Below are 24,119 nucleotides of genomic sequence, written 5' to 3'. Positions count from 1 at the left end.
CACGCCCCACCCGCATCACCGCCAGGTGCGCGCGACCACCCAGCCGTCGCCCTCCGGCACGATGTCGACCACGACCGCGTCCCCGTCGGCGCTGACCTGGAACCGCCACCCGACCGTCCGCTCCGGCGCGTGGGTCATCGCCGACGGCAGGAACTCCGCCGTCGCGGTGAGCCGCGTGGGACTGTCACTGACCCGCCAGCGCCGGTCGCGCCACACCATCCGGTCCGGCACGCCGCGCTCCCACCACACCGTGGCGACCTCGTGCGTGAGCATCATCTCGACCTCCTGTTCGAACGTGTGTTCGAATGCTACGCGATCCCCGCCGACGTTCTGCGTGTCGGAGGCCGTTCCGCGCACCGGGCGCCGAACCGCGCATCGGGAGCCGATCCGCGCGTGGTGCGCAGGTCCTTCCGCCCCGCCACGCGCGGATCGGCAACCCATGTCGGCTGCGATGGGCAGGAACGTCCCAGCGCATCCCGACATCGGACGGGAGGCACGTGGCGGCCCCGCTCCGCGCCTCCCGTCCGGTGTGGGGTCGCGCCCGCCCGCACGACGCGCCCCGGCGCGCACGTCCAGGTGCCACGACCCACCGCGTGCGCACCGCCGAGGGTGCGCGACACGGCCGGTGTCGCGCCGAGGTGCCACAATTCCAGCACCTCGGCGGACCGACCCGAGAGCGTCCCGACCGCATCCCGTCGGCGCCGCGGGGCACCGCCCCCGACGCGCCGCACGCCCCGGCCACCCGGACGCCGGCGGCCCGGGGTACGCAGCCGCCACGAGGACACAGTCGCCCACCACTAGAAGGGCACTATGACCACTTCCTCCCGCACGCCGCTCGGCGTCACGCTCGTCGACGGCGGCGCCAACGTCGCCCTCTTCTCCAGCACCGCCGAGCGGGTGGAGTTCTGCCGGTTCGACGAGGACGGCACCGAGCACCGCACCGAGCTGCGGAACCGCACCGGGTACACCTTCCACGACGTGGTCCCCGACGTGACGGTCGGCACCCGCTACGGCTTCCGCGTGCACGGCGCCTGGGACCCAGCGAACGGCCTCCGCCACAACGCCGCCAAGCTCCTGCTCGACCCCTACGCCACCGCGATCGACGGCACCTACGAGTGGGGCCAGGCGTTGTTCGGCCACGACATGGACGCCCCCGAACAGCTCGACGAGACCGACTCGGCGAGCGCCATGCCGAAGTCCGTGGTCGCCGACCGCGACTTTGACTGGGACGGCGACACGCAGCTGCGCACCCCGTACGCCGACACCGTCGTGTACGAGGTGCACGTCAAGGGCTTCACGAAGCAGCACCCGGACGTGCCCGAGGAGATCCGTGGCACGTACGCGGGTCTGGCGCACCCCGCCGCGATCAAGCACCTGACCGACCTGGGCGTCACGGCCGTCGAGCTCCTGCCGACCCACCAGTTCGTGCAGGACTCCACCCTGGCCGACAAGGGTCTGCGGAACTACTGGGGCTACAACTCGATCGGCTTCTTCGCGCCGCACGACGAGTACTCGTCCTCGGGCACGGCCGGGCAGCAGGTCGCCGAGTTCAAGGCGATGGTGAAGGCGCTGCACGCCGCCGGGCTCGAGGTCATCATGGACGTCGTCTACAACCACACCGCCGAGGGCAACCACATGGGCCCGACGCTGTCGTTCAAGGGCATCGACAACCAGGCCTACTACCGCCTGGTCGAGGGCGACGAGGCGAACTACTTCGACACGACCGGCACGGGCAACAGCCTGAACGTGTCGCACCCGTCGGCGCTCGGGCTCATCACCGACTCGCTCCGCTACTGGGTCGAGGAGATGCACGTCGACGGCTTCCGCTTCGACCTCGCGACGACGCTGACCCGCCAGGACGGCGAGGCCGAGAAGCACTCCGCGTTCCTCGACATCATCCACCAGGACCCGGTGCTCCGCGAGGTGAAGATGATCGCCGAGCCGTGGGACACCGCGGGCTACCAGGTGGGCGGGTTCCCGGCCGACTGGTCGGAGTGGAACGGCAAGTACCGGGACGACCTGCGAGCGTTCTGGCGTGGCGACGAGGGCACGCTCGGCGACGCCGTGCAGCGCGTCCTGGGCTCCCCCGACGTGTACGAGGGCTCCCGCCGCTCGCCGCTCTGCTCGGTCGACTTCGTCACCGCGCACGACGGCTTCACGCTGGCGGACCTGACGATGTACGCCGAGAAGCACAACGAGGCGAACGGCGAGGACAACAACGACGGCGAGAGCAACAACACCTCGTTCAACGGCGGCATCGAGGGCCCGACCGACGACGGCGCGGTGAACGACTACCGCGACCGTCAGCGCCGGAACTTCCTCGGCACGCTCCTGCTCTCGGCGGGCGTCCCGATGATCCTCGGTGGCGACGAGATCGCCCGGTCGCAGGGCGGCAACAACAACGCCTACTGCCAGGACGACGAGATCTCGTGGTTCGACTGGGCCGCGGCGGACCGGGACCTGCTCGCGTTCACGACGTCGGCGATCGCGTTCCGCAGGGAGCACGCGGCGCTCCGCCCGCTGTGGTTCCGCACGGCGCCGGGCGACTCCGAGTCGACCGTGACGGTGCTCCGCGCCGACGCGGAGGGGTTCGAGGACGGCGACTGGGCCGACGGCGGCAACCGTGCGGTGCTCCTGGTGCTGCAGCAGGGTGACGACACCGTCGCGGTGCTCCTGAACGCGTCGGACACCACGGTGGAGTTCACCCTGCCCGAGAAGCCGGGCGGCGGCAGCTGGGCGCTCGGCCTGTCGAGCGACCCCGACCAGGCCGTCGAGGACGGCGCGACGACGCTGCTGGTCCGCGACGCGTCGTTCACGGCGCTCGTCTGATCTGCCCGGCTGCGGTCCGACTGGCTGCGGTCTGACGGGCTGCGGTCCGCCACGGACCGGGTGACGGACGGGAGGCACAGTGCCGGCTGGCAGCGTGCCTCCCGTCCGTCAGGGGGTGGCGCCCATGAAGGCTCGGGCCGTCAGGGGGTCACGTCGGGACGGACCTCGGCGGGCAGCTCGTCCGTGGTGGGCGGGTCCGCGCCGGGGCGGGAGACCGTGACGGCGGCGCACGCGAGGGCGAGCGCGGCCAGGCGCCCGAGGTCGTCCTCGTCGAGGGCCGTCGGCGCGGTCCCGGTCGCGAGCACGGCGGCGAGCAGCCCGGCCATGAACGAGTCCCCCGCGCCGATGGTGTCCGCCACCGTCACCGCGGGAGCGGCGATCCGTCGGCGGGCGTCCCGGGAGGCGATCGCGCACCCCGAGCCGCCGAGCGTCACCGCTGCGAGCGTCGCACCGGCCGCGAGCAGCCCGTCGAGCACGGCGTCGACGTCCCGGTCCGGCCAGAGCCAGGCGGCGTCCTCGTCGCTGCACTTCACGACGTCGGCCTCGGCCAGGAGCGGCTCGAGGGTCGCGAGCACGGCGTCGCGGTCCGGCGTGATCGACGGCCGGACGTTCGGGTCGAGGGACAGCAGCGTGCCGGCGGGTCGGGCGCGCACGGCGTCGAGCACGGTCGCGGCACCCGGCTGCAGGACCGCGCCGATCGACCCGACGTGCACGAGCGGCGTGCCCTCGGGGACGTCGACCGGATCGATCCGCCAGTCCAGGTCGAACTCGTACGAGGCCCCGCCGTCCGCGGCGATGGTCGCCACCGCCGTCGAGGTCCGCGGGACCGCCGTCGCGTCCACCCGGACGCCGCTCGCCTCGACGTGCGCACGGACCGCGGCGCCGCGGTCGTCGTCGCCGAGCGCGCAGACGAGCCGGGCCGGGCGACCGAGCCGGGCGAGGCCCACCGCGACGTTCATCGGACTGCCACCGGGGTGCTCGGACCGCCCCTCGGGGCGGTCGACGACGTCGACCAGGGCTTCTCCGACGACGATGACGCTGCTCATGGCGACCAGCCTGACAGAGGTGCCCGCTCCGTGACGGCAGCGGCCTGACGGACGCACCACGATCCTCCCGTCCGTCCCCTGGTTCCCGTGTGCCGGACGCGCGCCGGGGAGTTGACTCGGCCGTACCCGACCCGACCGTCGAGATGGAGCCCCGATGCTGTCCCTGACCTACTCGAGCGTCGCCACCGACGCGCTCGACGACGCCGATCTCGCGCAGCTGCTCGCGCAGAGCCGGCGGGCCAACGCCGAGAACGACATCACCGGGGTGCTCCTGTTCCGGAACGGCTACTTCCTGCAGCTGCTCGAGGGCCCGGACCAGGCCGTGCGACGCAAGATGGACACCATCAAGCACGACGCCCGGCACACCAAGGTGACCGTGCTGCTCGAGGAGGTCATCGAGGAACGGCAGTTCCCGGAGTGGACCATGGGCTACCCGGCGGCCGACACCGACGTCGAGCAGGCGCCCGGGTACCGGACCACCTTCGACGACCTCGACGCGGCGGGCGGCGACTCCGTCACGTCGCTGCCGGCGCTCCGTGAGCTGATCCGCTGGTTCCGGCCCCGCGGCTGATCGTGACCCCGGCGTGACCACGGGCCGTGGCAGGATCGCGGCATGGGGGACGTGGTCGTGGTGCCGGCGGATGCGCCGCGCCGGGTCGAGCTGGAACGGCGGGGGTGGCGGGTCGTCGCGCGCTCGTTCGGGGCGCAGCTCGACGGTGACGCGGTCGACCGGACGCGGCTCCGCTCCCTGGTGGACCGGGCCGGGCTGCCGGTCCGCGCGCTCGACGTCGCCGACGTCGACGCGGTGCTCGCCCTCGACGTGGCGACCGTCGGGCACTACCCGGGCAGCGTCGCGACGCGGCACGAGCCGTTCGACCGCGAGCGCGCGACGCCCTCGGCGGTGCGGCGAGCGTTCGGAGCATGGTCCGGGGACGACCTCGTCGCGATGACGTTCGTCGACGTGCTGGTCGGTGCTGGCGGTGCTGCTGCCGGTTCTGATGCCGGTTCCGATGCCGCTGCCGGTTCTGATGCCACTGCCGTTTGCGCTGCCGCGTCCGTTTCGGCGGAGACGGACGTCACGGTGGTCGCCGCGGACCACCGCGGGCGCGGGATCGGGACCGCGGTGAAGGCCGCGTCGGTCCTCGCGCTCCTCGACGCCGGCGTGACCCGGTTCCGCACCGGAGGCTCCGCCGACAACCCGGCGATCATCGCCGCGAACACCGCGCTCGGCTACGTCCGCGACGAGGAGTGGGTCACGCTCGAGCCGAGCGCGCCGTGAACGACCGCTCCGGAGGAAGGCCGTGGTGGCACGTCGTGTCGGCGACGCTCGTCGGGATCGGCGCAGCGTACCTCGTGCACGTCGGCGTGGTCCTGCTGTTCCTCACCGGCGTGGGGGGCCTCGTCGCCCTGCCGGTGGTGACCGTCCTGGCCGGTGTCGGACTCGGCCTCTGCGGGTTCGTGGGCACCGGTCGTCGTCGCGCGTGGTGGCTCGGGACGACGTCGCTCGTGCTGGTGCCCGGCGCCCTCGTCACCGAGGTCGTCCCGTGGTTCGTCCCCGCACCGGGGCCGCTGCTGCTCGCGCCGTCACCGCTGCCGTACTTGATCGGGGCGGTCGTCGGTGCCGTCCCCGCGCTCCTGGTGCACCCCGGAAGGCCGCGGCTCGCAGGGCTGGTCGCCGGCGGGACCGCGGTGCTCGCCGTCGCCGCGCTCGTCACCGTGCTCGGGGTGCAGGCGCACGGCCGCGCGGTCGAACGCGACCAGCAGGCGATCGCGCGGGCTCAGGTCGCGATCGGCGCCGACTTCCGCCCCGTCACGATCTCGCCGCCGGGCTACGGCTCCGACTTCGAGGCGAACATCGAGCGGCGGCTGCCCGGCTTCCTGCAGGTGTTCTCGTCCCCCGCCTCCCCGGCGCACTACCCGGGCAACACGAGCGGGGACGACCTGACCGTCGTCACCCTTGCCGCGGATGCGCCGTCGTGCGGACGGGCGCTCGAGGGCGTCGGTCCGGACGGTGCGTCGGAGCCCGAGACCGGGTGCACCACCACGGACGGGGTCGTGGTCCGCACGAGTGCGCACGGACACGAGGTCGCCGCCGTCGTCGGGGACACCTTCGTCGCAGTGAGTGCCTTGCGCGCGGTCGACGAGACGGTGCTGCGGGCCGCGGTCCGGTCGGCCGAGCCGATCGGTGACGCGGCGTACCGGCACGTGCTGCTCGGGGACGGGGACGAGTACACGGACGAGCTCGACGGGAACCGGTGCCCGGTCACGGGGGCGGTGTGCGGTCCGTGACCGCGCCGAGCGTCGCGCTGCTCCCGGTGGACCTGGCGCACCCGGTCGGTCGGTCATGGCTCGTCGCTTTCCTGACCACGAACCGCTTCCCGTTCCACGTCACGTCGGCCCCGACGCGCAACGAGGTCGAGCGGCGCGTCGCGGACGGGGACTTCTCGGGTCCGGCGCACGCCCTGTTCCGTGTCGAGGCCGACGGCGCGGCAGTGGGGATGGTCGCCCTGGACGACCTGGACGACGGCGCACCGTTGATCGACGTGCGGCTCGCGGAGCGGGCCCGAGGGCGGGGGCTCGGCGTGCCGGTCGTCCGCGCACTCGCCGACACCGTGTTCACGGGGTACCCCGACGTCGATCGGCTCGAGGCGCAGACCCGGGACGACAACGTCGCGATGCGGAAGGTCCTGGTCCGGTGCGGGTGGGTCCAGGAGGCGCAGTACCGGCGGGCGTGGCCCGTCGAGGGCTCGGCGCCGAGGGACTCGGTGGCGTACGGGCTGTTGCGGGAGGACCACCGGACTGGGCGGGTGACGCCGTTCCTCGGACGGTCCGACGCGGGCGAGTGAGTCGGACTGGTCGGAACGCCCCCTGAGACCGACGTCCGTTCAGCGCCGCGGCCGTCGACCGAGTCGGACGGCCTCGGGGCTGCGTTCGTAGCCGAGGTAGCTGATCACGGCCAGGATCCGGGTCCGCATCGCGGGCCGGACGGTCTCCGGACAGTTCAGCACCCGGGACACCGTCTGGTGCGAGACCCCTGCGGCTGCTACGACGTCGTAGATCGTCGGCCGCTCCGACGACGGCATCGGTCAGTCCCGCGGCGCCGCGTCGCGCGGTGCCGCGGTGCTCTCGCGGATCAGGACGGGCGGGTCGACGGTGTCGAGCGCGAGCGGCGCGGCCCCGGTCAGGAGGGCGTCGAGCTGGGCCATGCCGTGCCGGCCGAGCTCGGCGAAGTCCTGGCGGGCCGTCGTCAGGGACGGCAGGAACATCGCCGCGAGCGGGTGGTCGTCGAACCCGGCGACGCTGACGTCGTCGGGGACGCGCTTGCCCGCGTCGTGGAGTCCGCGGATCAGGCCCATGGCGGTCTCGTCGTTGCCGCAGAGCACCGCGGTGACGTCGGACTCCCCGGCGATGGCGACACCGACCTCGTACGCCGAACGCGGGTCCCACGAGACGTCGCGGATCTCGGGCACGGCGATCCCGGCTTCGTTCAGGGCGTGCCGCCACCCGGACGTACGCCCGTCCTCCTTGCCCGACGGCGGGACCCGCACGTGGTGGACGGTGCGGTGGCCGAGACCGAGCAGGTGCCGGGTCAGCGCCGCGGCCGCGTGCGACTCGTCGAGCACGGCCTGCGGGACACCGCTCTCGGGGACACCGGAGAGCGCGACGACGGGGATGTGCGGTTGGAGCGCGGCGAGGGCCGCGACGCCGGGCGGATCGAACTTCAGGACGACGACGCCGGCGGGTGACTGCCGCAGCACAGCGTCCGTCGCCGCGGCCACGTCGTCCTGCTCCGCCGTCTCGACCACGACGATGAAGCTCAGGAACCCGGCCGCGCGCGCGGACTCCTCGACGCCGCGGATCGCCTCGGCGTAGCCGTACCGGGACGTGTTCCCGGCGACGATCCCGATGACGTTCGATCGGCGGGAGGCCAGGGTCTGCGCTGCGGCGCTCGGGCGGTACCCGAGCTCGGCGATCGCGTCGAGGACGCGCGACCGACGACCTTCGCTGACCTTGGCCGCTCCGGTGAGGACGCGGGACACCGTCGGCACGGAGACGCCGGCGAGCTGGGCGACGTCGCTGATGGTGACGGGTTTGTCGCGGCGCGGCGGGGTCATGGTCCCCTCACGATACGACCTGCCGACGATGACGCTCACTTCACCGCTCCGCTGGTGATCCCGGCGATGATCTTCCGCTGCATCACCACGAACGTGACGAGCAGCGGCAGGCTCATCAGGATGATGTAGGCGAAGATCAGGTGCCAGTTCTGCAGGTAGAGCCCGCTCGAGGCGACCTGGTACAGGTTCAGCGGCAGGGTGTCGAGCCGGCCGCCGACGACGAACAGCGCGTAGAAGACGTCGTTCCAGATGTACAGGCAGATCAGGATCGTCGCGGTCGCCAGGGTCGGGCCGAGCAGCGGCAGGATGATCCGCACGAAGACCCGGACCGGTCCGGCACCGTCGACGCGGGCGGCTTCCTCCAGCTCGGCGGGGATCGTCCTGACGAAGCCGGTGACGAAGAAGATCACCGTCGACAGGTACATGCCCATGTAGACGCCGATCATGCCGACCGCGGTGCCCGCGAGGCCGAGCTGGCGGAGCAGCAGCACGATCGTCACGACGGCCGGGGGCAGCACGATGCCGCTGATGCCGAGCGCGTACACGATCGAGACGAGTCGGCCCTTCCGGCGGGCGAGCACCCACGACGCCATCGCCCCGAGGACCAGGACGCCCAGGACCGACGGGACCATGACGAGCATGCTGCCGAGGAACGCGGGGACCATTCGGCCCTGGGTGAGGACGGTGCCGAAGTTCTGCAGCAGCTGCCAGTGTGACGGCAGGGAGAGGTTCGGGTTCAGTGCCTCGGCCTGGTCCTTGCCCGCGGTGACGACGACCATCCAGAACGGCACCCCGAGCAGCGCGACGACGAGCAGTACGACCACGACCGGTTGCAGCCAGCGACTGACCGGACGACGGCGGCGGAAGGCGGGATTCGCGACGGTCATGAGAGCACGTCCTCTCGCTTGCGCAGGAAGAAGATGACGGGGAACGCCAGCAGCGTGACCATCACGAAGAGCGACAGGCTCATCGTGGTGGCCTGCGCGAACAGTCCCTGCCCGAAGGTCCGGAAGATGAAGATGTTGAGCAGCTCGGTGGTGCCGCCGGGTCCGCCGGCGGTGGTGGCCTGGACGATGTCGAAGCCGTTCATCGACCCGAGCAGGGCGGTGGCGACGTTGAACGTCACCGCGGGGGCGAGCAGCGGGAAGCGGATGGACCGGAAGGTGCTCCACCAGCCGGACCCGTCGATGCGCGCGGCTTCCAGGACGTCGCCGGGGATGGTCTTGAGTCCGGCGAGGTAGATGAGCATCGACAGGCCCATCCACTTCCAGGCGTGGATGATCGCGACGACGAGCAGCGTCCAGGTGGTGCTGCCGAGCCAGGCGATCGTGACCTCGTGGCCGGTGAGGAAGCCGAGGATGGCGTTGAGCCCGCCGGCCGGCTTGAGCAGGGCCTGGAAGATGTACCCGACGGCGAGGGCAGACATCACGACCGGCACGAAGAACGCAGTGCGGGCGATCCGGTTGATCCGGGTGTCCGCCTCGAGCACCAGGGCCAGGACGAGGCCGAAGAGGTTCTGGAACACGGCGACGAGGACGGCGTAGACCAGCGTCGTGCGGAGGTCGGTGAGCAGGGTGCCGTTCTGGAACAGCGCGGCGAAGTTGTCGCCGCCGACGAAGGCGATGTCGCTGTGGAAGCTCGACCAGTTCGTGAACGCGTAGACGAAGTTGAACAGCGTCGGGATGAAGAAGAACACGACCAGGACCGCGAGGGCCGGGACGAGGAACCACAGCGGGTGGTCGCTGCGGCGCGGCCGACCGGCGGTCGGCGGATCGGCGGAGAGAGTCGGGACCGGCCGGGACGGCCGGGTCCGACCGGGGGTGAGCTGTGCGGTCATGGGGTCCTCGTGGTGCTGATGGCGCGTTGGTCGAGTGAGCGGCTGACGGACGGGAGGCACGGTGCGGGGCCGCCACGCGCCTCCCGTCCGGTGTCGGCCGACTGGGTTCAGAAGCTCGCGGCGCCCTGCGCCTTGGCGAGCTGCGCGAACTGCTGCTGCGTCGCCTGGGTGACCTGGTCCGGGGTCTTGGTGCCCTGGATCATGTCGGCGAGGTAGAGGTACAGGTCGGGGTTCGCGATGGCCTCGGCCTGCATCGAACCGACCGACGACGGCACGGCTGCAGCTGCGTCCTCGAGGGCGGTCGGGACGGTCGAGGGCGTGTCGACGCCCTTCTCGATCGAGACGGTCGACTGGTCCTTCACGAAGTCGGCGTAGCCCTTCCCCATCCAGTACGACAGGAACTGGCGGGCGGCGGCCTCCTGCTTGTCGTTGCCGGACTTGAACGCGACGAGCGCGTTGCTCTGGTCGGGGATGAACGTGCCGGTGTTGCCGGAGGGCGAGATCGGGAAGAAGCCGATCTTCTGGTCGAGCTCGTCGGTCTTCGCCAGGGTCTGCAGCTGGTTGAAGAACGAGTTGACCTGGATCACCATGCCCGCGTCACCGGCGAGGAGCGCCTTGCCCTGGTCCTCGAACGTGGCGGTCTTGATGTCGCTGTTGAACATGCCCTGTTTGATCAGGTCGTCGTACTCGTCGACAGCCTTCTGGACGGTGGCGTCGGTGAACTGCTCCTTCCCGGTGTTGATCTGCTTCCAGAGACCGTCCTTCGCTGCGTCGGCGAGCTGGACCTGCACCCACCACTGGGTGGCCCACTTGTCGCCGCCCATCTCGTAGAACGGGGTGACGCCCTTGCTCTTGAGGGTCTTCGCATCGGCGAGGAACTCGTCCCAGTTCTTCGGCGTCGAGGTGATCCCGGCCTTCGCGAGGACCTCCTTGTTGTAGTAGACGCCCTCGACGGCCGGCGTGCTGACGAGCGCCGCGTAGCGGGTGCCGTCGAGCTTGCCGGTGATGTCGGCGAGGTTCGCGGTGTACTTCGACGTCCACGGCGCGCCCTCGAGCGACTGGAGGTTCTGCTTCGCGTTGAGCGAGGTGAGCTCCGACGCGGTGGGTTGCCAGAACGCCAGGTCCGGCTTGTCGCCCGTCGCGACCTTGGTCTGGACGCCCTGCTCGTAGGGGTCCGGGATGGTGACGACCTTGACGGTCGCGCCGGTGGCCTTCTCGAACCCGCTGATCACCGAGTCGGCGGTCTTGTTCGAGTTCTGCGCGGCCCAGATCGTGAGCGTCGTGCCCTTCAGGTCGGCGGTCTGCGACGGCCAGGTGACCGAGCCGGAGCCGGTCGTGGTGCCGGATCCGGGGTCGCTGCAGCCGGTGAGGAGCGCTGCCGCCACGGCGGCGACGGCGACGGCGCCCTTCCATGCGTGCTTCATGTTCGTCCTTGGTGTGAGGTGTTCGTCGAGTGGGGGTGCTGCGAGGTGTTCGTGTCTCACGCCGACGGCGCCGTCGGAGTGAGGGAGAAGGTCCGAGCCGTCGGGGTGGTGACGGTGGTGCGGACCGACAGGGTGCCGGTGTCGGCGTCCCACGCGGCCTGCCATCCGGGCAGGTCGCGCGGGAAGATCGTGGAGACGGAGCAGGCGTGGCCGGCGAGCGTCGGGAAGTGCAGGACGGTCTCGTCCGGGCCGTCTCCCCGGTCCCAGACGGAGACGACCGTGCGGGACGGGGTGTGCCGGGCGGCCGCGACCCAGCGGTCGGTCCACCCGGGCAGGCCGAGGGGCCAGGACGGCTCCGCGTCGGTGAGGTCCCGGTGGAGGGACCGCGCGGCGTCGACTGCCTCGCGGACCCGGGCCGTCTGGTCGTTCGTCATGCCGTCCAGGTGCCCGGACAGGTAGAACCGTCCGGCGAGCCCGGTGACCAGGGTGAAGACGTTCTGCTCGTCGGACAGGTCCGGCTGCGGGTAGGCCCAGTTCGCCGCCTGCTCGGGCAGCACCGACAGGCTCGCGGATGCTGCGATGGGCGGGTACAGCAGCGGGTCCTGCTGGTCCGACGTCGACTGGAGCTGCGTCCGCGCGAGCACGGCGGGGTCCGCGCGCATCGCGCCGGACGCGCAGTTCTCGAGCACCAGGTCCGGGTGGCGCGCGAGCACGCCCTCGAGCCAGGTGAGGTGCGCCCGGTTGTGTTCGAGCAGTCCGGCGCCGACGCTGTCCGTCGCCCGGTCGGTGCCCGGACCGCCGTCGATGTTGTAGTCCAGCTTGAAGAAGCCGATGCCGAACTCCGCGACCAGGCGGTCCACGACGGCGTCGAGGTGCGCGCGGGCCGCGGGGTGCCGGAGGTCGAGATGGTACCGGTCGTGCTCCTCGACACGATGGCCACGGCGCTGCAGGAACGCCTCGGGTGGCAGGCGGTCGGCGACCGGGCTGCCGACCCCGACCACCTCGGGCTCGAGCCACAGGCCCGGCGTCATGCCGGCGTCCCGGATCGCCTCGACGACCTCGCGGAGCCCGTTCGGGAAGCGGGTGCGCGACGGCTCCCACGCTCCGACGGTGTCCCACCAGTCCGCGGTGTCCGAGTACCAGCCGGCATCGATGCAGAACGTGTCCACGCCGACACGGCCGGCCGCGGCCACGAGGGGCAGGAGCTTGTCGGTGGTGGGATCGCCGTCGAGGGTGTTCATGTAGTCGTTGAAGACGATCGTCGGCACCGTGTTCTCGGCGTGCGGCAGACGGTTCCGCCGCCGGGCTGCGGCCATCGCAGCCGCCGCGGTCGGCAGGTCCCGGCCCAGCGCCACGGTCGCCGGCACCGTCGTGAACGTGTCACCGGGCTCCAGCGACACCGACCACTGGTGGTCGCGGTCCGTCGGCCCGGACACCGCGACGTAGCAGTCGGAGACGTGCTCGCCGACCTCCCACCGCCAGGGACCGTTGTGCTCGACCTCCCACAACCAGGTCAGGCCCGGCGCCGTCAGGCCCGCGACGGGCAGGTGCCCACCGGTCGACCAGGTCCCCGCCGCCGTGCGGGTGACGGCGGACCGGGGCGTGTGGCCCGTGAGTTCCTCGTGGAGTTCCGGCAGGAGGACACCGCGGAGCGGTCGGGTGGTCCAGCGCCCCTCGCCGAGCCAGTCGTTCACACCCTCGATGAGGGACCAGTCCGAGGGGAGCAGTGGGCGCTCGGCACCCGCGTCCCGCCCGAGACCGCTCGCCCAGCTCGTGACCGAGGTGAGCAGGACGGCCTCGGCACCGGCGTTCCGGACCGTGGACACGCACCGCACCGCACCGTCGACCGCGCGGAGCGTCACGTCGACCGCGACGGCCGGCGTGGTGCCCTCCGTGCCGAGGTGGACCACGAGGGTGTCGGCAGCCGGCTCGTCGTGCGAGCGGTACCGCAGTGCGGCGCCGATCGACGTCTGCACGAGTCGGTCGTTGGAGAGTGTGTGCCCGGAGCCGACGGCGAGCACCTCGACGAGGGGCACGTCGTCGCCGAGGCACGCGTCGGCACCTCGGCCGACGAACCGCGTCACCCTCAGGGGACGGTCCTCGTCGTGTCGGAACGCCAGGTGGACGCCCTGCGGGGTCCAGTCGAACTGCGGCAACGCTGCCTCCTCGTCGTGGGGCCCGACGGTGGGCCGTGAGGCGATGATAGCGGTTTCAATGCGTGATGCAAGAGCAATTGTGAAATCGCTATCTCGACTTGAGCGGCCAGACGATCGCGGTCTTCACCTCTTGTTGAAATCGCTTTCACGACCTAGGGTTCCGATCGTCCCGACTCAGGGGCCCAGTACGAAGGAGTACGAAGTGCCACGTCCTGTCACTCCCGGTCGCCGTCGCGCGCCCGGGTTCGCCGCGGCCGTCTCGGTCGCCGCCCTCACCGCCCTCGGACTCGTCGGGATCGCACCCACGGCGTCCGCTGCCACCGTCGACCACCTCGGCGTCGCGTTCGGATCGTCCACCGGAGCCGTCCGCGGTGGAGCCGGCGGCACGCTCTACGGTCTCGGCGACCTGGGCAACCCGACCCAGGCGCTCGTCGACGGAGCGCACGTCACGAACACGTCGCAGAAGCCGCCGGGAGGCGCACAGCACCCGACCGGCGACGCGCTCCGTGTCGAACCGTCGTTCTTCGCCGGCGCTGGGAAGGACGAGTACGTCTACATGCAGGACCATTACCCGGACTTCCCCTACAACGGCGGCAACCGCCCCGGCGACGCGAACAACGACGGCGTGTGGGACTACCTGCCGATCGTCAAGCAGGAAGCCGAGACGATCGCCACGCAGTCGGCGCACCCGAAGCAGTACGTCTTCATCCCGTTCAACGAGCCCGACCTGGACTGGTACACGAACTGGACGAACGACAAGTCGCAGTTCCTGTCCGACTGGTCCGCCGTGTACACGACCATCCAGCAGGTCTGGACGGCGCACGGACTCGGCCACGCGAAGATCGGCGCGATGGGTGACTCGTCGTTCCACGCGGACCGCACGACCGACTTCCTGACCTACGCCAAGGCGCAGAACCAGCTGCCGGACGTCACGATCTGGCACGAGCTGAACCCCGGCAGCCTCGCGAACTTTCGGACGAACATGTCGACGTACCGCGGCATCCTGTCGAACCTCGGCCTGTCGGCGATCCCGGTGAACATCACGGAGTACGGCAACCCGCGCGACATGGGCGTGCCCGGACAGCTCGTCCAGTGGATCTCGATGTTCGAAGACCAGAAGGTCGACGCCCAGACCGCGTACTGGAACTACGCCGGCAACCTCAACGACAACTCCTCTCGCACGAACAGCGCGAACGGCGGGTGGTGGCTGTACAAGTGGTACGGCGACCTGACCGGCACGACCGCGACCGTCACCCCGCCGCAGCCGAACACGACCGACACGCTGCAGGGCGTGGCGTCGATCGACACGACCGCGAAGAAGGCCACGGTCCTGCTCGGAGGCGGAACGAACGACGTCTCGGTCGACCTGACCGGCCTGTCGAGCAGCGTCTTCGGCAGCTCCGTCGACGTCACGGTGCGCGCGGACCGGCTCAACGGCAAGGAGGGGCTCTCCCAGCAGCCGCCCGTCATCGTCTCGCAGCGCGCGACCGTGTCGAACGGCACGCTCAGCGTCACGGTCCCGAACAGTGACCGTTACGCCGCCTACCAGGTCGAGGTCACCCCGGCGCGGGCCAACCGTCCCGCGGTCGACACCTCAGCGGTCAGCACCGTCGAGGCCGAGAACACCACCCTGACCGACGCGACGGTGTACACGCAGGACCCGTCGTCAGTGAACGGCATGGCCTCCGGCGGGAAGGACGTCGGGGCGTTCGACAAGGCCGACAGCGCCGCGACCTGGACGGTGAACGCTCCGACCGCCGGGACCTACCGACTGACCGTGCTCGGCGGCGCGAACGGACAGCCCGGTCAGCACGCGCTGTTCGTCGACGACACGTTCAACCAGCTCGTGAAGTACTCGGCCGACCAGAGCTGGACGTACCGGGGCACCACCTCGGTGCTCGTGCAGCTCGCAGCCGGGTCGCACACGTTCTCGCTCCGGGCGAGCAAGGACGGCACGAACGTCCTGCCCGGTGCCGACATCACGCTCGACCGCTTCACGGTGCAGAACGTCACGATCGGCGACACCGACACCTACCCCGCGGTCGATGCCCGGCTCGCCGGCTCGGCGACGATGACCTACGGGTCGAGCACGTCGGCGGCCAACGGCGGCGCCACCCTGTCCGGCTCCGGCTCGGCGACGTTCTTCGTCTCCACGCTCGAGTCCGGCTACCAGGACGTCAGCGTCGACTCCGTGACCACCGGCGCTTCGGCGCTGACCCTGTCGGTCGGCGGCCGCAACGTGTCCCTCGGCTCGGTCAGCGGTGCGGGCTCCTGGCGCACCACCGTCCGGCTCTGGCTGCCGCAGGGCATCTCGGAGCTGCGGGTCGGGGCGCCGAACGGGGCGACGGTCACCGGCATCACGACCGTCCGCGGGTCGACGCAGCGCGCCGCCGACACCGCCACCGCCAACGCGGTGCGCGTGCAGGGTGAGTCCCTGACGCTCGCCGGGTCCGCCCGTGCCGTCCAGATCCCGGCATCGGCCGGCTCGAACGGCGATGCGGACGCGAACGGGGTCGTCACGAAGCTCGGGTACCTGGGCAACGGCGCGGGCAACACCGCGACCCTGACCCGTCCGTCGTCCCTCGGCGCCGGGGCGTACGTCCTGACCGTGTCGGCGGCGAACGCCGACCAGTCGTCGAACCTCAACTACAACCCGCAGGTCGTCAACCGGTTCCTCGACGTCACGGAGGCCGGCGGTGCGACCACGCGCGGCACGTTCCGCAACGGGTACTCGTGGAACAGCTTCTGGGACACGAGCATCCCGCTCGACCTGACCACGGCGAGCGGATCCCTCACGCTCGGCAACGCCGGCGCCTACGCACCGGACGTCGACGTGGTCACGCTGGCGAAGCTGACCGCGGGGAGCGCGACCACGGTCGCGCGGTGACCGTCGACAGCGGCGCGTGTCGGGACGCGCCGCTGTCGGCCGGAGGCGGAGGGTCCGGGGCGGAACGGCCTCGGGCCCTCCGCCGTTCGCGCGCTCACGCCGCTGCAGAGATCAGCGCGGCCACCGGGCGGTCGGGGAACGCCACGCAGGGATGCCGTCCGGTTCCGTGAGGAAGGACGTCACCTCGACGCTCGCGAGGCTGCCGTCATCGCCGAAGACGGGCAGCACCTAGACCGATCTCCAGCGGCTCGGCCAGAGAAGAGGGCCCGCCGAAGCGGGGGGGGTTCCCGTGGCCGATCGTCACGGTCAGCCCTCGCTCCGCCGGGTCCGGCATCGGCGTCATCGGCCAGTCCGACGGCATGTGGTGGTCGGGCACGACCTACCCGCCGCAGTTGACGACCTCGCCGGCGGCGCTGATCGTGACGCACGGAGCACGCGCGGCGATCGGGCCTGCCCCGAAGAGGTCCGTCAGGAGCTCAGGGTCTCGAGGACGACGAGCACTGCCAGGACAACACCCGCGATGGAAGTGCTGACCCCAAGCACTGTGACCGTCTGCGCGAAGGTGTGGACCGCACCCTGCGCGGAGAAGCGGTCGATGGCCGATGCAGCCAGGATCGTCGCGGCCATCGCCACGGGAACAGTTGCCATCCAGATCAGGGCGAGAGCCCGCCGCGCGGCCCAGACACCCGCTGGCTGAGCGTGCAGGACGCCGCGGAGACGCTCAGGGTCGGCCTCCCACGCCGCGTCGATCGGAGCGAGGCGCAGACAGGCGAGGACGCAGGCGATGGTCCGCGCGATGAGGACGACGACGGCTGCACTCGGCAGGATCCCTGTCAGCCTCGCGGCGGCGCGCACGCTCGAGCTTCGCAAGGCGCTCACTTGTCGAGGAAGTGGCCGAGGTAGACGTACGAGCCGCCCGAGCAGGCTCCTCCGAGCTGGAGCCACTGGTCGGCTCCGAGTTCCGCCGCTCGATGCACCTCGAGGTCCGTAGGCTGCTTGTCGGACCAGTCGCGGCGTTCCGGGTAGTCGGAGGGTGTGCGCGGGACGAAGCCGTCGGCCTCGGCCGCGTCGAACACTCGCTGCGCCTCCGGCACGCACGCCACCGCCCACGATTCGGACGCCTTGAACATGTCCCGGCTCCCGGAGGAGACGAGTCGTGTTCCTGCCGGGAGCGTGATCCCGACCATCTGCTCGACGGCAGAACGCGAGAGCTGGCTGCACTCACCGCTGAGCGGGCTGCAGGTGCTGCCGTCCGCGGTCCGCGAGGGCCCGAGCGCGTGCTGCGCTGCGGTGCCGACGGTGGCGAGCACGCCGATGACGAGCGCTCCGGCCAGGACCAGCAGGCCTGCGAGCGTGACGAGCAGTCGCATCAGGCTCGGACTGCGCACGTCTTGCACTCGGCCACCGTAAGCGGCGGGGTCGCCGCCGACCACGAGCATCGACCTGCATGTGCCCAACGGACCATGAACCGTGCCATGCGCCGCGGATCTCGCTGGTCTACCGATCGACAGTGGTGCGCGTCCCTCGCCGACGGTGCGCACGCACTTTCACGAACCCGAGCACCACGTCCGCGGCGAGAAGAAGCCAACCGAATCCGCTGCCTTGCGCGATGAGCCAGACGGCGCACCCGGTCAGAACCAAGCCGAGGAACACCAGCACAACTGTGACCGCTGTCCAACGCATGCCTCTGAGCCTACGGGCGGGACTCCCTGGTCCTCAGACAGACGCAGGACCAGGTCACTGCAAGGGGTGTGACCCGCACCGCGGCAATGGCCCGCATCGCAACTGTTCGATCGACGACGCTTGCCGCGGCACGGACCGCACCGTCCGCTCAGCGCCGCGGGGGCCGACAAGCGCGTCTCGCGGGGGTCTGCGCCGAGGACGCACCGTCGGCGCTCCCGAAAACAAGAAAACCCCCGCGTGAACGGGGGTTTTCTGTGGCGGTACCGGTGGGATTTGAACCCACGGTGGAGTTGCCCCCACACATGTTTTCGAGACATGATCCTTCGGCCGCTCGGACACGGTACCGGGGAAGAGTTTACACGATCCGGGAGGCGCGTCGAACCACCGCAGCTCGGCCACCCTCCACAGGCGGTGCTGTCCGACCTCCTGTCCACAGTCCAGCTCGGCCGGAGTCGAGGACGAGCCGGCCCGCGTACCGTCCTCGGCATGAGAACGCGCACCATCGTCGCCCTGCTCACCTCGGTCCTCGGCGGACTCGCCGTCGTGGGGGGTGGGCTCTTCGGCGCCCGTGCCGGGGTCCGCGGGCAGCGCGCCGCTGCGCAGCGGGTGGTCGACATGCTGCCCGTGCACGCGGACTGGTGGCGGGAGCGCCTGCAGCACGATGGCCAGCTGACCTACCTGGCGATCGGCGACTCGGCGGCGCAGGGCGTCGGAGCGACGACGCCGGCACGCGGGTACGTGGGGCTCCTGGCACGCCGGATCCGACACCGGTCGCGGATGTCCGTGCGCGTGGTCAACCTCAGCGTCTCTGGGTCGACGACGTGGGGGGCGAAGAACGACCAGCTCCCGAAGCTCCGGAACCACACCCCGGACATCTGCACGGTGTCGATCGGCGCCAACGACATCGCGGACTTCCACCCGGACAAGTTCGAGCGGAACATCCGGGCGATCTACAGCGCGGTGCCCTCCCACGCGATCGTCGCGGAGCTGCCGTGCATGTTCGTGCCGGACCGGGAGCGCAAGGTGGCGGTGGCGAACGAGATCGTCCACCGGGTCGCCGACGAGCTCGGGCTGACCGTGGCACCGCTGCACGTCATCACGAAGCGCGTGGGGCTTCGTCGCACGTTCTTCAACAGCTACGGCGACCTGTTCCACCCGAACGACCGCGGCTACGAGATCTGGGCGAGCGCGTTCGAGCCCGCGGTGGACGCCCGGGTGGACACGGTGGCGGCGATCCGGCAGTACCTGTCCGCGCGAGAGGCCGAGGACCTCGGGCGCGAGGCCGGCGCGGTCGCCACTGCGCGTGCGGAGCAGGACACAGAGCACGCGGCGGAGCTCGACCACAGCGAGCGACCGGGGCGGGTGGAGCGGCTCCGGCATCGGATGACGGGCTCGATCCCGCTGCCGCACCAGCAGGAGAGCGAGAGCGAGAACGAGGGCAGCACCAGCATCAGCTCCCACTCCGACACCGCCCCGGGCCGGCGGACGGGTGATGTCGGCGGAGCGGCCTAGCCTCGACGTCATGGCGCGCACCCAGTCCCTGTACCGCTGCTCGGAGTGCGGGTGGAGCAGCATCAAGTGGGTCGGCCGCTGCGGCGAGTGCCAGGCGTGGGGCACGGTCGAGGACACCACCGCTGCGGCCGCGAGCTCCCGCGGCACCGCTCCGGTCGCCGTCGCCGGAGCACGGGTGGCCCGTCCGATCACCCAGGCGACCGGCACCGCCGTGCAGCGGTGGAACACGGGCATCGGCGAGTTCGACCGCGTCCTCGGCGGCGGCATCGTCCCCGGCGCAGCCGTGCTGCTGTCGGGCGAGCCGGGTGTGGGCAAGTCGACGCTGCTGCTCGAGGTCGCCTCGCGCGCGGCGGCGACGGGGAAGCGCGTCCTCTACGTCAGCGCCGAGGAGTCCGTCGACCAGGTCCGACTCCGCGCCGAGCGCACGAACGCCATGCACGACGAGCTCTACCTGGCGAGCGAGGTCGACCTCGGCGTCATCCTCGGCCAGATCGACCAGGTCCAGCCCGACCTGGTCATCGCGGACTCGGTGCAGACGATCTCGTCGAGCACCGTCGACGGCATCGCGGGCGGGACCTCGCAGGTGCGGGAGGTCGCGTCCACGCTCATCCGGGTGGCGAAGGAGCGGGCGCTGCCGGTTCTGATCGTCGGGCACGTCACGAAGGACGGCACGATCGCGGGGCCGCGGCTCCTCGAGCACCTGGTGGACGTGGTGTGCCACTTCGAGGGCGACCGCCAGACCGCGCTCCGTTTCGTCCGGGCGCTCAAGAACCGCTTCGGTCCGACCGACGAGGTCGGCTGCTTCGACATGGCCGGCGACGGCATCCACGAGGTCCCGGACCCCAGCGGACTGTTCATGTCGCGCAACGGCACGCCGGTGTCCGGCACGTGCGTCACCGTGGCGATGGAGGGGCGTCGGGCCCTGCCGGTCGAGGTGCAGGCCCTCGTGGTGCCGAGCTCCGCACCCCAGCCGCGCCGCGTGGTCAACGGGGTCGACGCGTCCCGGGTCGCGATGCTCCTCGCCGTGCTCGAACGTCGTGCCGGGCTGAAGCTCTCCGACGCCGACGTGTACGTGTCGACGGTCGGCGGCATGAAGCTCACCGAACCGGGCGCCGACCTGGCGATCGCCCTCGCGCTCGCGAGCGCCGCGCGGGACCGCCCGTACCCGCACACGCTCGCGGCGGTCGGCGAGATCAGCCTCGCCGGCGAGATCCGGCCGGCCACGGGGGCGAAGCAACGGGCGAGCGAAGCCGCACGACTCGGCTTCACGACGGTGCTCGGCGCGGGGTCGGAGCACCTCCGCGAAGCGCTCCGGGTGGCCTTCTCGATGACGCAGTCCGCGCGCGAACGCGAGCTCGACCGGGCGTTCTGACCCGGCGCACGCCAGCCCGGCCACCGGAGGAAGCAACCGGCGGGACGGGGGCGATCCGATCCTCCAGGCCGGAGCGGCCGACTGCCGCAACAGCCAACCCTGCCGACCCTGCCGACTGACGCGACTACCGGACCACCGGACCGCCGCGACCGTCGGACCAGCCGCACTGGCAGGACCGACCCCGACCGCGTCAGGCGCGCAGCGCCGCCAGCAGGTCCGCAGGGGTCGACTGCATCGTGTGCGGCCCGGCGATGTCGAAGAACACACCCTCGAGCGAGTCGAGGTGCGCAGCGAGGAACTCCTCGAGCCGGGGCCCGTCGTAGACCATGACCTGCCTGATCTTCTCGTCCGGCACCATCGCCGTGTACGCGTCCGCGGACGAGAACAGCAGCAGGATCCGCTTGTCGGACCCCTCGCGGCCGAAGACGCGCACCTGCATGTCCTTCTTGCCCGTGACGAGCCGCGGCACGATCACGATGTCGTTGCGCAGGGCGAACGCCACCGCTGCCACGTCCTGCTTCGCGAGGGCCTCCTCGAGCTGCTCGCTCCGGAAGCGCTGTTCCTTGTCTGCCATCGCCTCTAGTCCACCACTTCCGCGGCGCTCCCGTGACCGCACCACGCGCCGCTCGGACGGCGCGGGACTGCGGAAAGCGGCGGTGGAACGCTGTCCTCGTGCACAGATGTCGTCACGGGACTCCCGCTGGGGCCGTTCGGCACGGTAGGTTGGTCACAACCGCCTCGGCGGGAGTCCATCGTTCTTCTGGTGCTCTGCACCTTCGAGCGCCAACGGTCACTGACCCTCTCAGGTCGCCTGGCCCCGAACCCGTTCCGCCGGCCCATGCCCGCGGGGCGCATCGATCTGACGACAATCCGTCGGTGGATCGGCGGCAGTACGTGTCGCCTCGCAAGACAGGCAGCGATATCTCGCCTGGCAAGAAAGTAAGGAAACGCCATCATGGCAACTGGCACCGTCAAGTGGTTCAACAACGAAAAGGGCTTCGGCTTCATCGCTCCGGACGACGGCAGCGCCGACGTCTTCGCGCACTTCTCCGCGATCGCTGGCAACGGCTACAAGTCGCTCGAGGAGAACCAGAAGGTGGAGTTCGAGATCACCGAGGGCCGCAAGGGCCCGCAGGCGGAGAACATCTCCGTCATCGGCTGATCACCTCAGCTTCTCGAACGGGCTCGTCGTCTTCGGACGGCGGGCCCGTTCTGCGTTCCCGGGCGGTCACGGCGCTCGCGCCGCCCGCACCGTCGCCGTGCCGCCGCCGCCGCGCACGGAACCACGGAAGCGACGTCGAACCAGCGGAAGCGCCTGGTTCGACGTCGGAAACCTGGTTCGACGCGCAACGCACGCCGCCGACACGCGACGCCACCGCCGGCCGCCAGCGCCTCAGTTCAGGACGAACTGCGCCGACTTCTCCGACTTCAGGTCCCCCACCGCCACCTGCAGGTGGTAACTCGCACCCCCACCGGTGACCGCCGGACGGGACGAGTCGCACGTGGTCGTCGACGAGCGCGTCCGGTCCCACGTGATCGACGGCGTCGTCAGGGTCTGCCCGGCCTTGATCGTGACGTCCTGGTTCGTGCCGTTCGTCTGGCAGTCCTTCGACGACCAGTACTGCTCGTCACCGGAGCTGATCGTCAGCACCTGCTGCGCCGAGCCGAGGTCCATGTGGCAGGCGTCCGAGCCGGTGTTCGTGATCGACATCGCGATCTTCGGGTCCTCGGTGGGGCCGTACACGGTCTTGTCCAGCACGGCGGCGAGCGTGATCTGGTCCGCCGAGCAGGTCGACCCGGATCCGGACGCCGCCGCAGAAGCCGATGCGGACGGCGCAGCAGGAGCGGAAGCAGCAGAGTCGGCTGCGGAACCGGCAGCACCGCCGGTCGAACCCGCTGCCGACCCCGATGCCGACGCCGTCGCCCCGGGCGCCGACGCCGAGGACGCCCCGCTCCCCCGGCCGACCACGATCAGGACGACCACGACGACGATGAGCAGCAGGACCCCGCCGACGAGCGCACGACGACGCCAGTAGACACCGGACGACTCGGGGCCGACGGGGTGGCGGAACGAGGACATGCGCACAGGGTAGGACGGGATCGCCCCACGCCCGGGACGCGACGCCGAGGCACCGTCGAAAGCGTCAGAGGATCTTCAGCATGCGGGTGTTGCCGAGGGTGTTCGGCTTGACCCGGGCCAGGTCGAGGAACTCGGCGACCCCTTCGTCCGACGAGCGCACGAGCTCGGCGTAGACGTCCGGCGACACGACCTGCTCGCCGATCTCCAGGTACCCGTGCTTCGCGAAGAACTCGACCTCGAACGTCAGGCAGAAGATCCGGGCGACGCCGAGCTCGCGGGCGTCGTGCTCGAGCGCCTCGAGCATCCGGTGCCCGACGCGCTTGTGGATCCACCGCTCGTCGAGGGCGAGCGTGCGCACCTCGGCGATGTCGTCCCAGAACACGGCGAGGGCGCCGCACCCGATCGGCACACCGTCGGGACCCTCGGCGATCCGGAACTGCTGGATCGACCCGTACAGCGCGACGTTCTCCTTGCCGAGCAGGATGCGCCGGTCGACGTACGGCGCGATGAGCCGCTGGATGTGCGGCACGTCCGACGCGAGCGCCGGTCGCACGCGGATCCCGTGCTCGTCCCGTTCGTCGAACGCGTGCTTGGCGTGTCCAGTCATCCGTTCGAGCATAGGACGCCCGCCGCCCGAGCAGGGGGACACCGCCCTGGACGCCGCCCAGCCGCCCGCGCCTACCGTCCCAGGTGCACTCAGGACCGAACGAAGGAGCGAGCATGCCCCAGATCATCGAGACCGTCGACGTCACCGTCCCCGTCCGCCAGGCCTACGACCAGTGGACCCGGTTCGAGGAGTTCTCGGAGTTCCTCGACGAGGTCGAGAAGATCGTCCAGATCGACGACAAGACCACCGACTGGACCGTCAAGGTGGCCGGCCAGGAGCGCGACTTCCGCGCCGTCATCACCGAGCAGCACCCGGACGAGCGCGTCGCGTGGACCGTCAAGGACGGCGACGTCGAGCACGCCGGCGTGGTCACCTTCCACAAGCTGTCGGACAGCGAAACGCGGGTCACGGCGCAGATCGACTGGGAGCCCACGGGCCTGCTCGAGAAGCTCGGCTCCGCCGTCGGCGTCGGCGGGCACGCCGTCAAGAAGGACCTGCAGAACTTCAAGGAGCGCGTCGAGAACGCACCGACCGAGCCGGGCTGGCGCGGCGACGTCCAGGCCTGAGACGG

The 24,119-nt window shown here is 71.1% G+C and carries 23 protein-coding genes and 1 tRNA gene; 10 read left to right on the top strand and 14 right to left on the bottom strand.

The genetic code is table 11. From position 1 onward, the window contains the following. Positions 1-15 precede the first annotated feature (15 nt). Positions 16-276 (bottom strand): hypothetical protein, encoded by a 261-nt coding sequence (locus tag DEU32_RS11525; RefSeq protein WP_141859811.1) that lies wholly within the window; start codon positions 274-276, stop codon positions 16-18. Positions 277-810: 534 nt separating this feature from the next. On the opposite strand from DEU32_RS11525, the gene glgX reads away from it, so the two are divergent. Next, the gene (gene glgX / locus DEU32_RS11520; protein WP_114850663.1) at positions 811-2,829 is read left to right on the top strand and encodes a glycogen debranching protein GlgX; all 2,019 of its coding nucleotides are present in this window, start codon (positions 811-813) and stop codon (positions 2,827-2,829) included. A gap of 140 nt (positions 2,830-2,969) precedes the next feature. Here glgX and DEU32_RS11515 read toward each other — a convergent pair whose 3' ends face one another. After that, on the bottom strand, positions 2,970-3,875 hold the full coding sequence (locus DEU32_RS11515; protein WP_114850662.1) for a carbohydrate kinase: 906 nt from the start codon (positions 3,873-3,875) through the stop codon (positions 2,970-2,972). Positions 3,876-4,029: 154 nt separating this feature from the next. Here DEU32_RS11515 and DEU32_RS11510 point away from each other — a divergent pair, with 154 nt between their 5' ends. From DEU32_RS11510 to DEU32_RS11495, 4 genes are read left to right on the top strand one after another with little or no spacing between them, the layout of a single operon-like run. Next, positions 4,030-4,446: a BLUF domain-containing protein gene (locus DEU32_RS11510; protein ID WP_114850661.1), complete on the top strand. Its 417-nt coding sequence runs from the start codon at positions 4,030-4,032 to the stop codon at positions 4,444-4,446. 42 nt (positions 4,447-4,488) lie between these two features. Beyond that, positions 4,489-5,154 carry a GNAT family N-acetyltransferase gene (locus tag DEU32_RS11505; protein WP_114850660.1) on the top strand — a complete coding sequence of 222 codons (666 nt, stop codon included), beginning with the start codon at positions 4,489-4,491 and terminating at the stop codon, positions 5,152-5,154. After that, entirely contained in the window at positions 5,151-6,164 is a 1,014-nt protein-coding gene (locus tag DEU32_RS11500; protein WP_147281456.1) for a hypothetical protein, read from the top strand. Before DEU32_RS11505 ends, DEU32_RS11500 begins: the two co-directional genes overlap by 4 nt. Continuing rightward, positions 6,161-6,721, top strand: a complete 561-nt coding sequence (locus DEU32_RS11495) for a GNAT family N-acetyltransferase (protein WP_244289125.1) — start codon at positions 6,161-6,163, stop codon at positions 6,719-6,721. Before DEU32_RS11500 ends, DEU32_RS11495 begins: the two co-directional genes overlap by 4 nt. A gap of 39 nt (positions 6,722-6,760) precedes the next feature. Here DEU32_RS11495 and DEU32_RS11490 read toward each other — a convergent pair whose 3' ends face one another. The 6 genes from DEU32_RS11490 to DEU32_RS11465 all read right to left on the bottom strand — a co-directional run bounded on the left by DEU32_RS11490 (position 6,761) and on the right by DEU32_RS11465 (position 13,407). After that, entirely contained in the window at positions 6,761-6,958 is a 198-nt protein-coding gene (locus DEU32_RS11490; protein WP_114850657.1) for a LacI family DNA-binding transcriptional regulator, read from the bottom strand. A gap of 3 nt (positions 6,959-6,961) precedes the next feature. Then, positions 6,962-7,990 (bottom strand): LacI family DNA-binding transcriptional regulator, encoded by a 1,029-nt coding sequence (locus DEU32_RS11485; protein WP_114850656.1) that lies wholly within the window; start codon positions 7,988-7,990, stop codon positions 6,962-6,964. A 35-nt stretch (positions 7,991-8,025) separates the two neighbouring features. Next, complete coding sequence (locus DEU32_RS11480) at positions 8,026-8,877, bottom strand: carbohydrate ABC transporter permease (RefSeq protein WP_114850655.1); 852 nt, start codon at positions 8,875-8,877, stop codon at positions 8,026-8,028. Continuing rightward, complete coding sequence (locus tag DEU32_RS11475; protein ID WP_114850654.1) at positions 8,874-9,827, bottom strand: carbohydrate ABC transporter permease; 954 nt, start codon at positions 9,825-9,827, stop codon at positions 8,874-8,876. The genes DEU32_RS11480 and DEU32_RS11475 overlap by 4 nt, the downstream gene beginning before the upstream one ends. A gap of 107 nt (positions 9,828-9,934) precedes the next feature. Beyond that, positions 9,935-11,251 (bottom strand): ABC transporter substrate-binding protein, encoded by a 1,317-nt coding sequence (locus DEU32_RS11470; protein ID WP_114850653.1) that lies wholly within the window; start codon positions 11,249-11,251, stop codon positions 9,935-9,937. Between the two features lie 56 nt (positions 11,252-11,307). Next, positions 11,308-13,407, bottom strand: a complete 2,100-nt coding sequence (locus DEU32_RS11465) for a glycoside hydrolase family 36 protein (protein ID WP_114850652.1) — start codon at positions 13,405-13,407, stop codon at positions 11,308-11,310. A 202-nt stretch (positions 13,408-13,609) separates the two neighbouring features. On the opposite strand from DEU32_RS11465, the gene DEU32_RS11460 reads away from it, so the two are divergent. Further along, the gene (locus tag DEU32_RS11460) at positions 13,610-16,294 is read left to right on the top strand and encodes a CBM35 domain-containing protein (RefSeq protein ID WP_229666911.1); all 2,685 of its coding nucleotides are present in this window, start codon (positions 13,610-13,612) and stop codon (positions 16,292-16,294) included. A gap of 468 nt (positions 16,295-16,762) precedes the next feature. Here DEU32_RS11460 and DEU32_RS11455 read toward each other — a convergent pair whose 3' ends face one another. The 3 genes from DEU32_RS11455 to DEU32_RS11445 all read right to left on the bottom strand — a co-directional run bounded on the left by DEU32_RS11455 (position 16,763) and on the right by DEU32_RS11445 (position 18,322). Further along, positions 16,763-17,149: a hypothetical protein gene (locus DEU32_RS11455; protein ID WP_147281455.1), complete on the bottom strand. Its 387-nt coding sequence runs from the start codon at positions 17,147-17,149 to the stop codon at positions 16,763-16,765. Positions 17,150-17,169: 20 nt separating this feature from the next. Further along, positions 17,170-17,691: a hypothetical protein gene (locus tag DEU32_RS11450; protein WP_141859793.1), complete on the bottom strand. Its 522-nt coding sequence runs from the start codon at positions 17,689-17,691 to the stop codon at positions 17,170-17,172. A 541-nt stretch (positions 17,692-18,232) separates the two neighbouring features. Then, a tRNA-Ser gene (locus tag DEU32_RS11445) sits at positions 18,233-18,322 on the bottom strand. A 141-nt stretch (positions 18,323-18,463) separates the two neighbouring features. On the opposite strand from DEU32_RS11445, the gene DEU32_RS11440 reads away from it, so the two are divergent. Together DEU32_RS11440 and radA are read left to right on the top strand one after the other, a co-directional pair. Next, complete coding sequence (locus DEU32_RS11440; protein ID WP_167509966.1) at positions 18,464-19,489, top strand: SGNH/GDSL hydrolase family protein; 1,026 nt, start codon at positions 18,464-18,466, stop codon at positions 19,487-19,489. A gap of 10 nt (positions 19,490-19,499) precedes the next feature. Then, positions 19,500-20,861: a DNA repair protein RadA gene (gene radA / locus DEU32_RS11435; RefSeq protein WP_114850647.1), complete on the top strand. Its 1,362-nt coding sequence runs from the start codon at positions 19,500-19,502 to the stop codon at positions 20,859-20,861. Between the two features lie 190 nt (positions 20,862-21,051). On the opposite strand, the gene DEU32_RS11430 is transcribed toward radA, so the two are convergent. Then, positions 21,052-21,435 (bottom strand): SseB family protein, encoded by a 384-nt coding sequence (locus tag DEU32_RS11430; RefSeq protein ID WP_114850646.1) that lies wholly within the window; start codon positions 21,433-21,435, stop codon positions 21,052-21,054. Positions 21,436-21,816: 381 nt separating this feature from the next. Between DEU32_RS11430 and DEU32_RS11425 the strand changes: the two genes are divergently transcribed. Then, positions 21,817-22,023 carry a cold-shock protein gene (locus tag DEU32_RS11425; protein WP_022904520.1) on the top strand — a complete coding sequence of 69 codons (207 nt, stop codon included), beginning with the start codon at positions 21,817-21,819 and terminating at the stop codon, positions 22,021-22,023. Positions 22,024-22,254: 231 nt separating this feature from the next. Here the strand turns inward: DEU32_RS11425 and DEU32_RS11420 are convergent, their stop codons facing one another. Both DEU32_RS11420 and DEU32_RS11415 read right to left on the bottom strand, forming a co-directional pair. Then, the gene (locus tag DEU32_RS11420) at positions 22,255-22,941 is read right to left on the bottom strand and encodes a hypothetical protein (RefSeq protein ID WP_141859791.1); all 687 of its coding nucleotides are present in this window, start codon (positions 22,939-22,941) and stop codon (positions 22,255-22,257) included. A gap of 64 nt (positions 22,942-23,005) precedes the next feature. Continuing rightward, positions 23,006-23,548, bottom strand: coding sequence for an amino-acid N-acetyltransferase (locus DEU32_RS11415; RefSeq protein WP_058742237.1), 543 nt, complete (start codon positions 23,546-23,548; stop codon positions 23,006-23,008). A 113-nt stretch (positions 23,549-23,661) separates the two neighbouring features. Between DEU32_RS11415 and DEU32_RS11410 the strand changes: the two genes are divergently transcribed. Continuing rightward, positions 23,662-24,114 carry an SRPBCC family protein gene (locus tag DEU32_RS11410; RefSeq protein WP_114850644.1) on the top strand — a complete coding sequence of 151 codons (453 nt, stop codon included), beginning with the start codon at positions 23,662-23,664 and terminating at the stop codon, positions 24,112-24,114. The last annotated feature ends 5 nt before the right edge of the window (positions 24,115-24,119 follow it).

Source organism: Curtobacterium sp. AG1037 (assembly GCF_003349855.1).
In the GTDB taxonomy this organism is placed as follows: Bacteria; Actinomycetota; Actinomycetes; order Actinomycetales; family Microbacteriaceae; genus Curtobacterium; species Curtobacterium citreum.
Note: the sequence above shows the minus strand (reverse complement) of the source record. Positions and strands in the feature narration are given on the sequence as shown.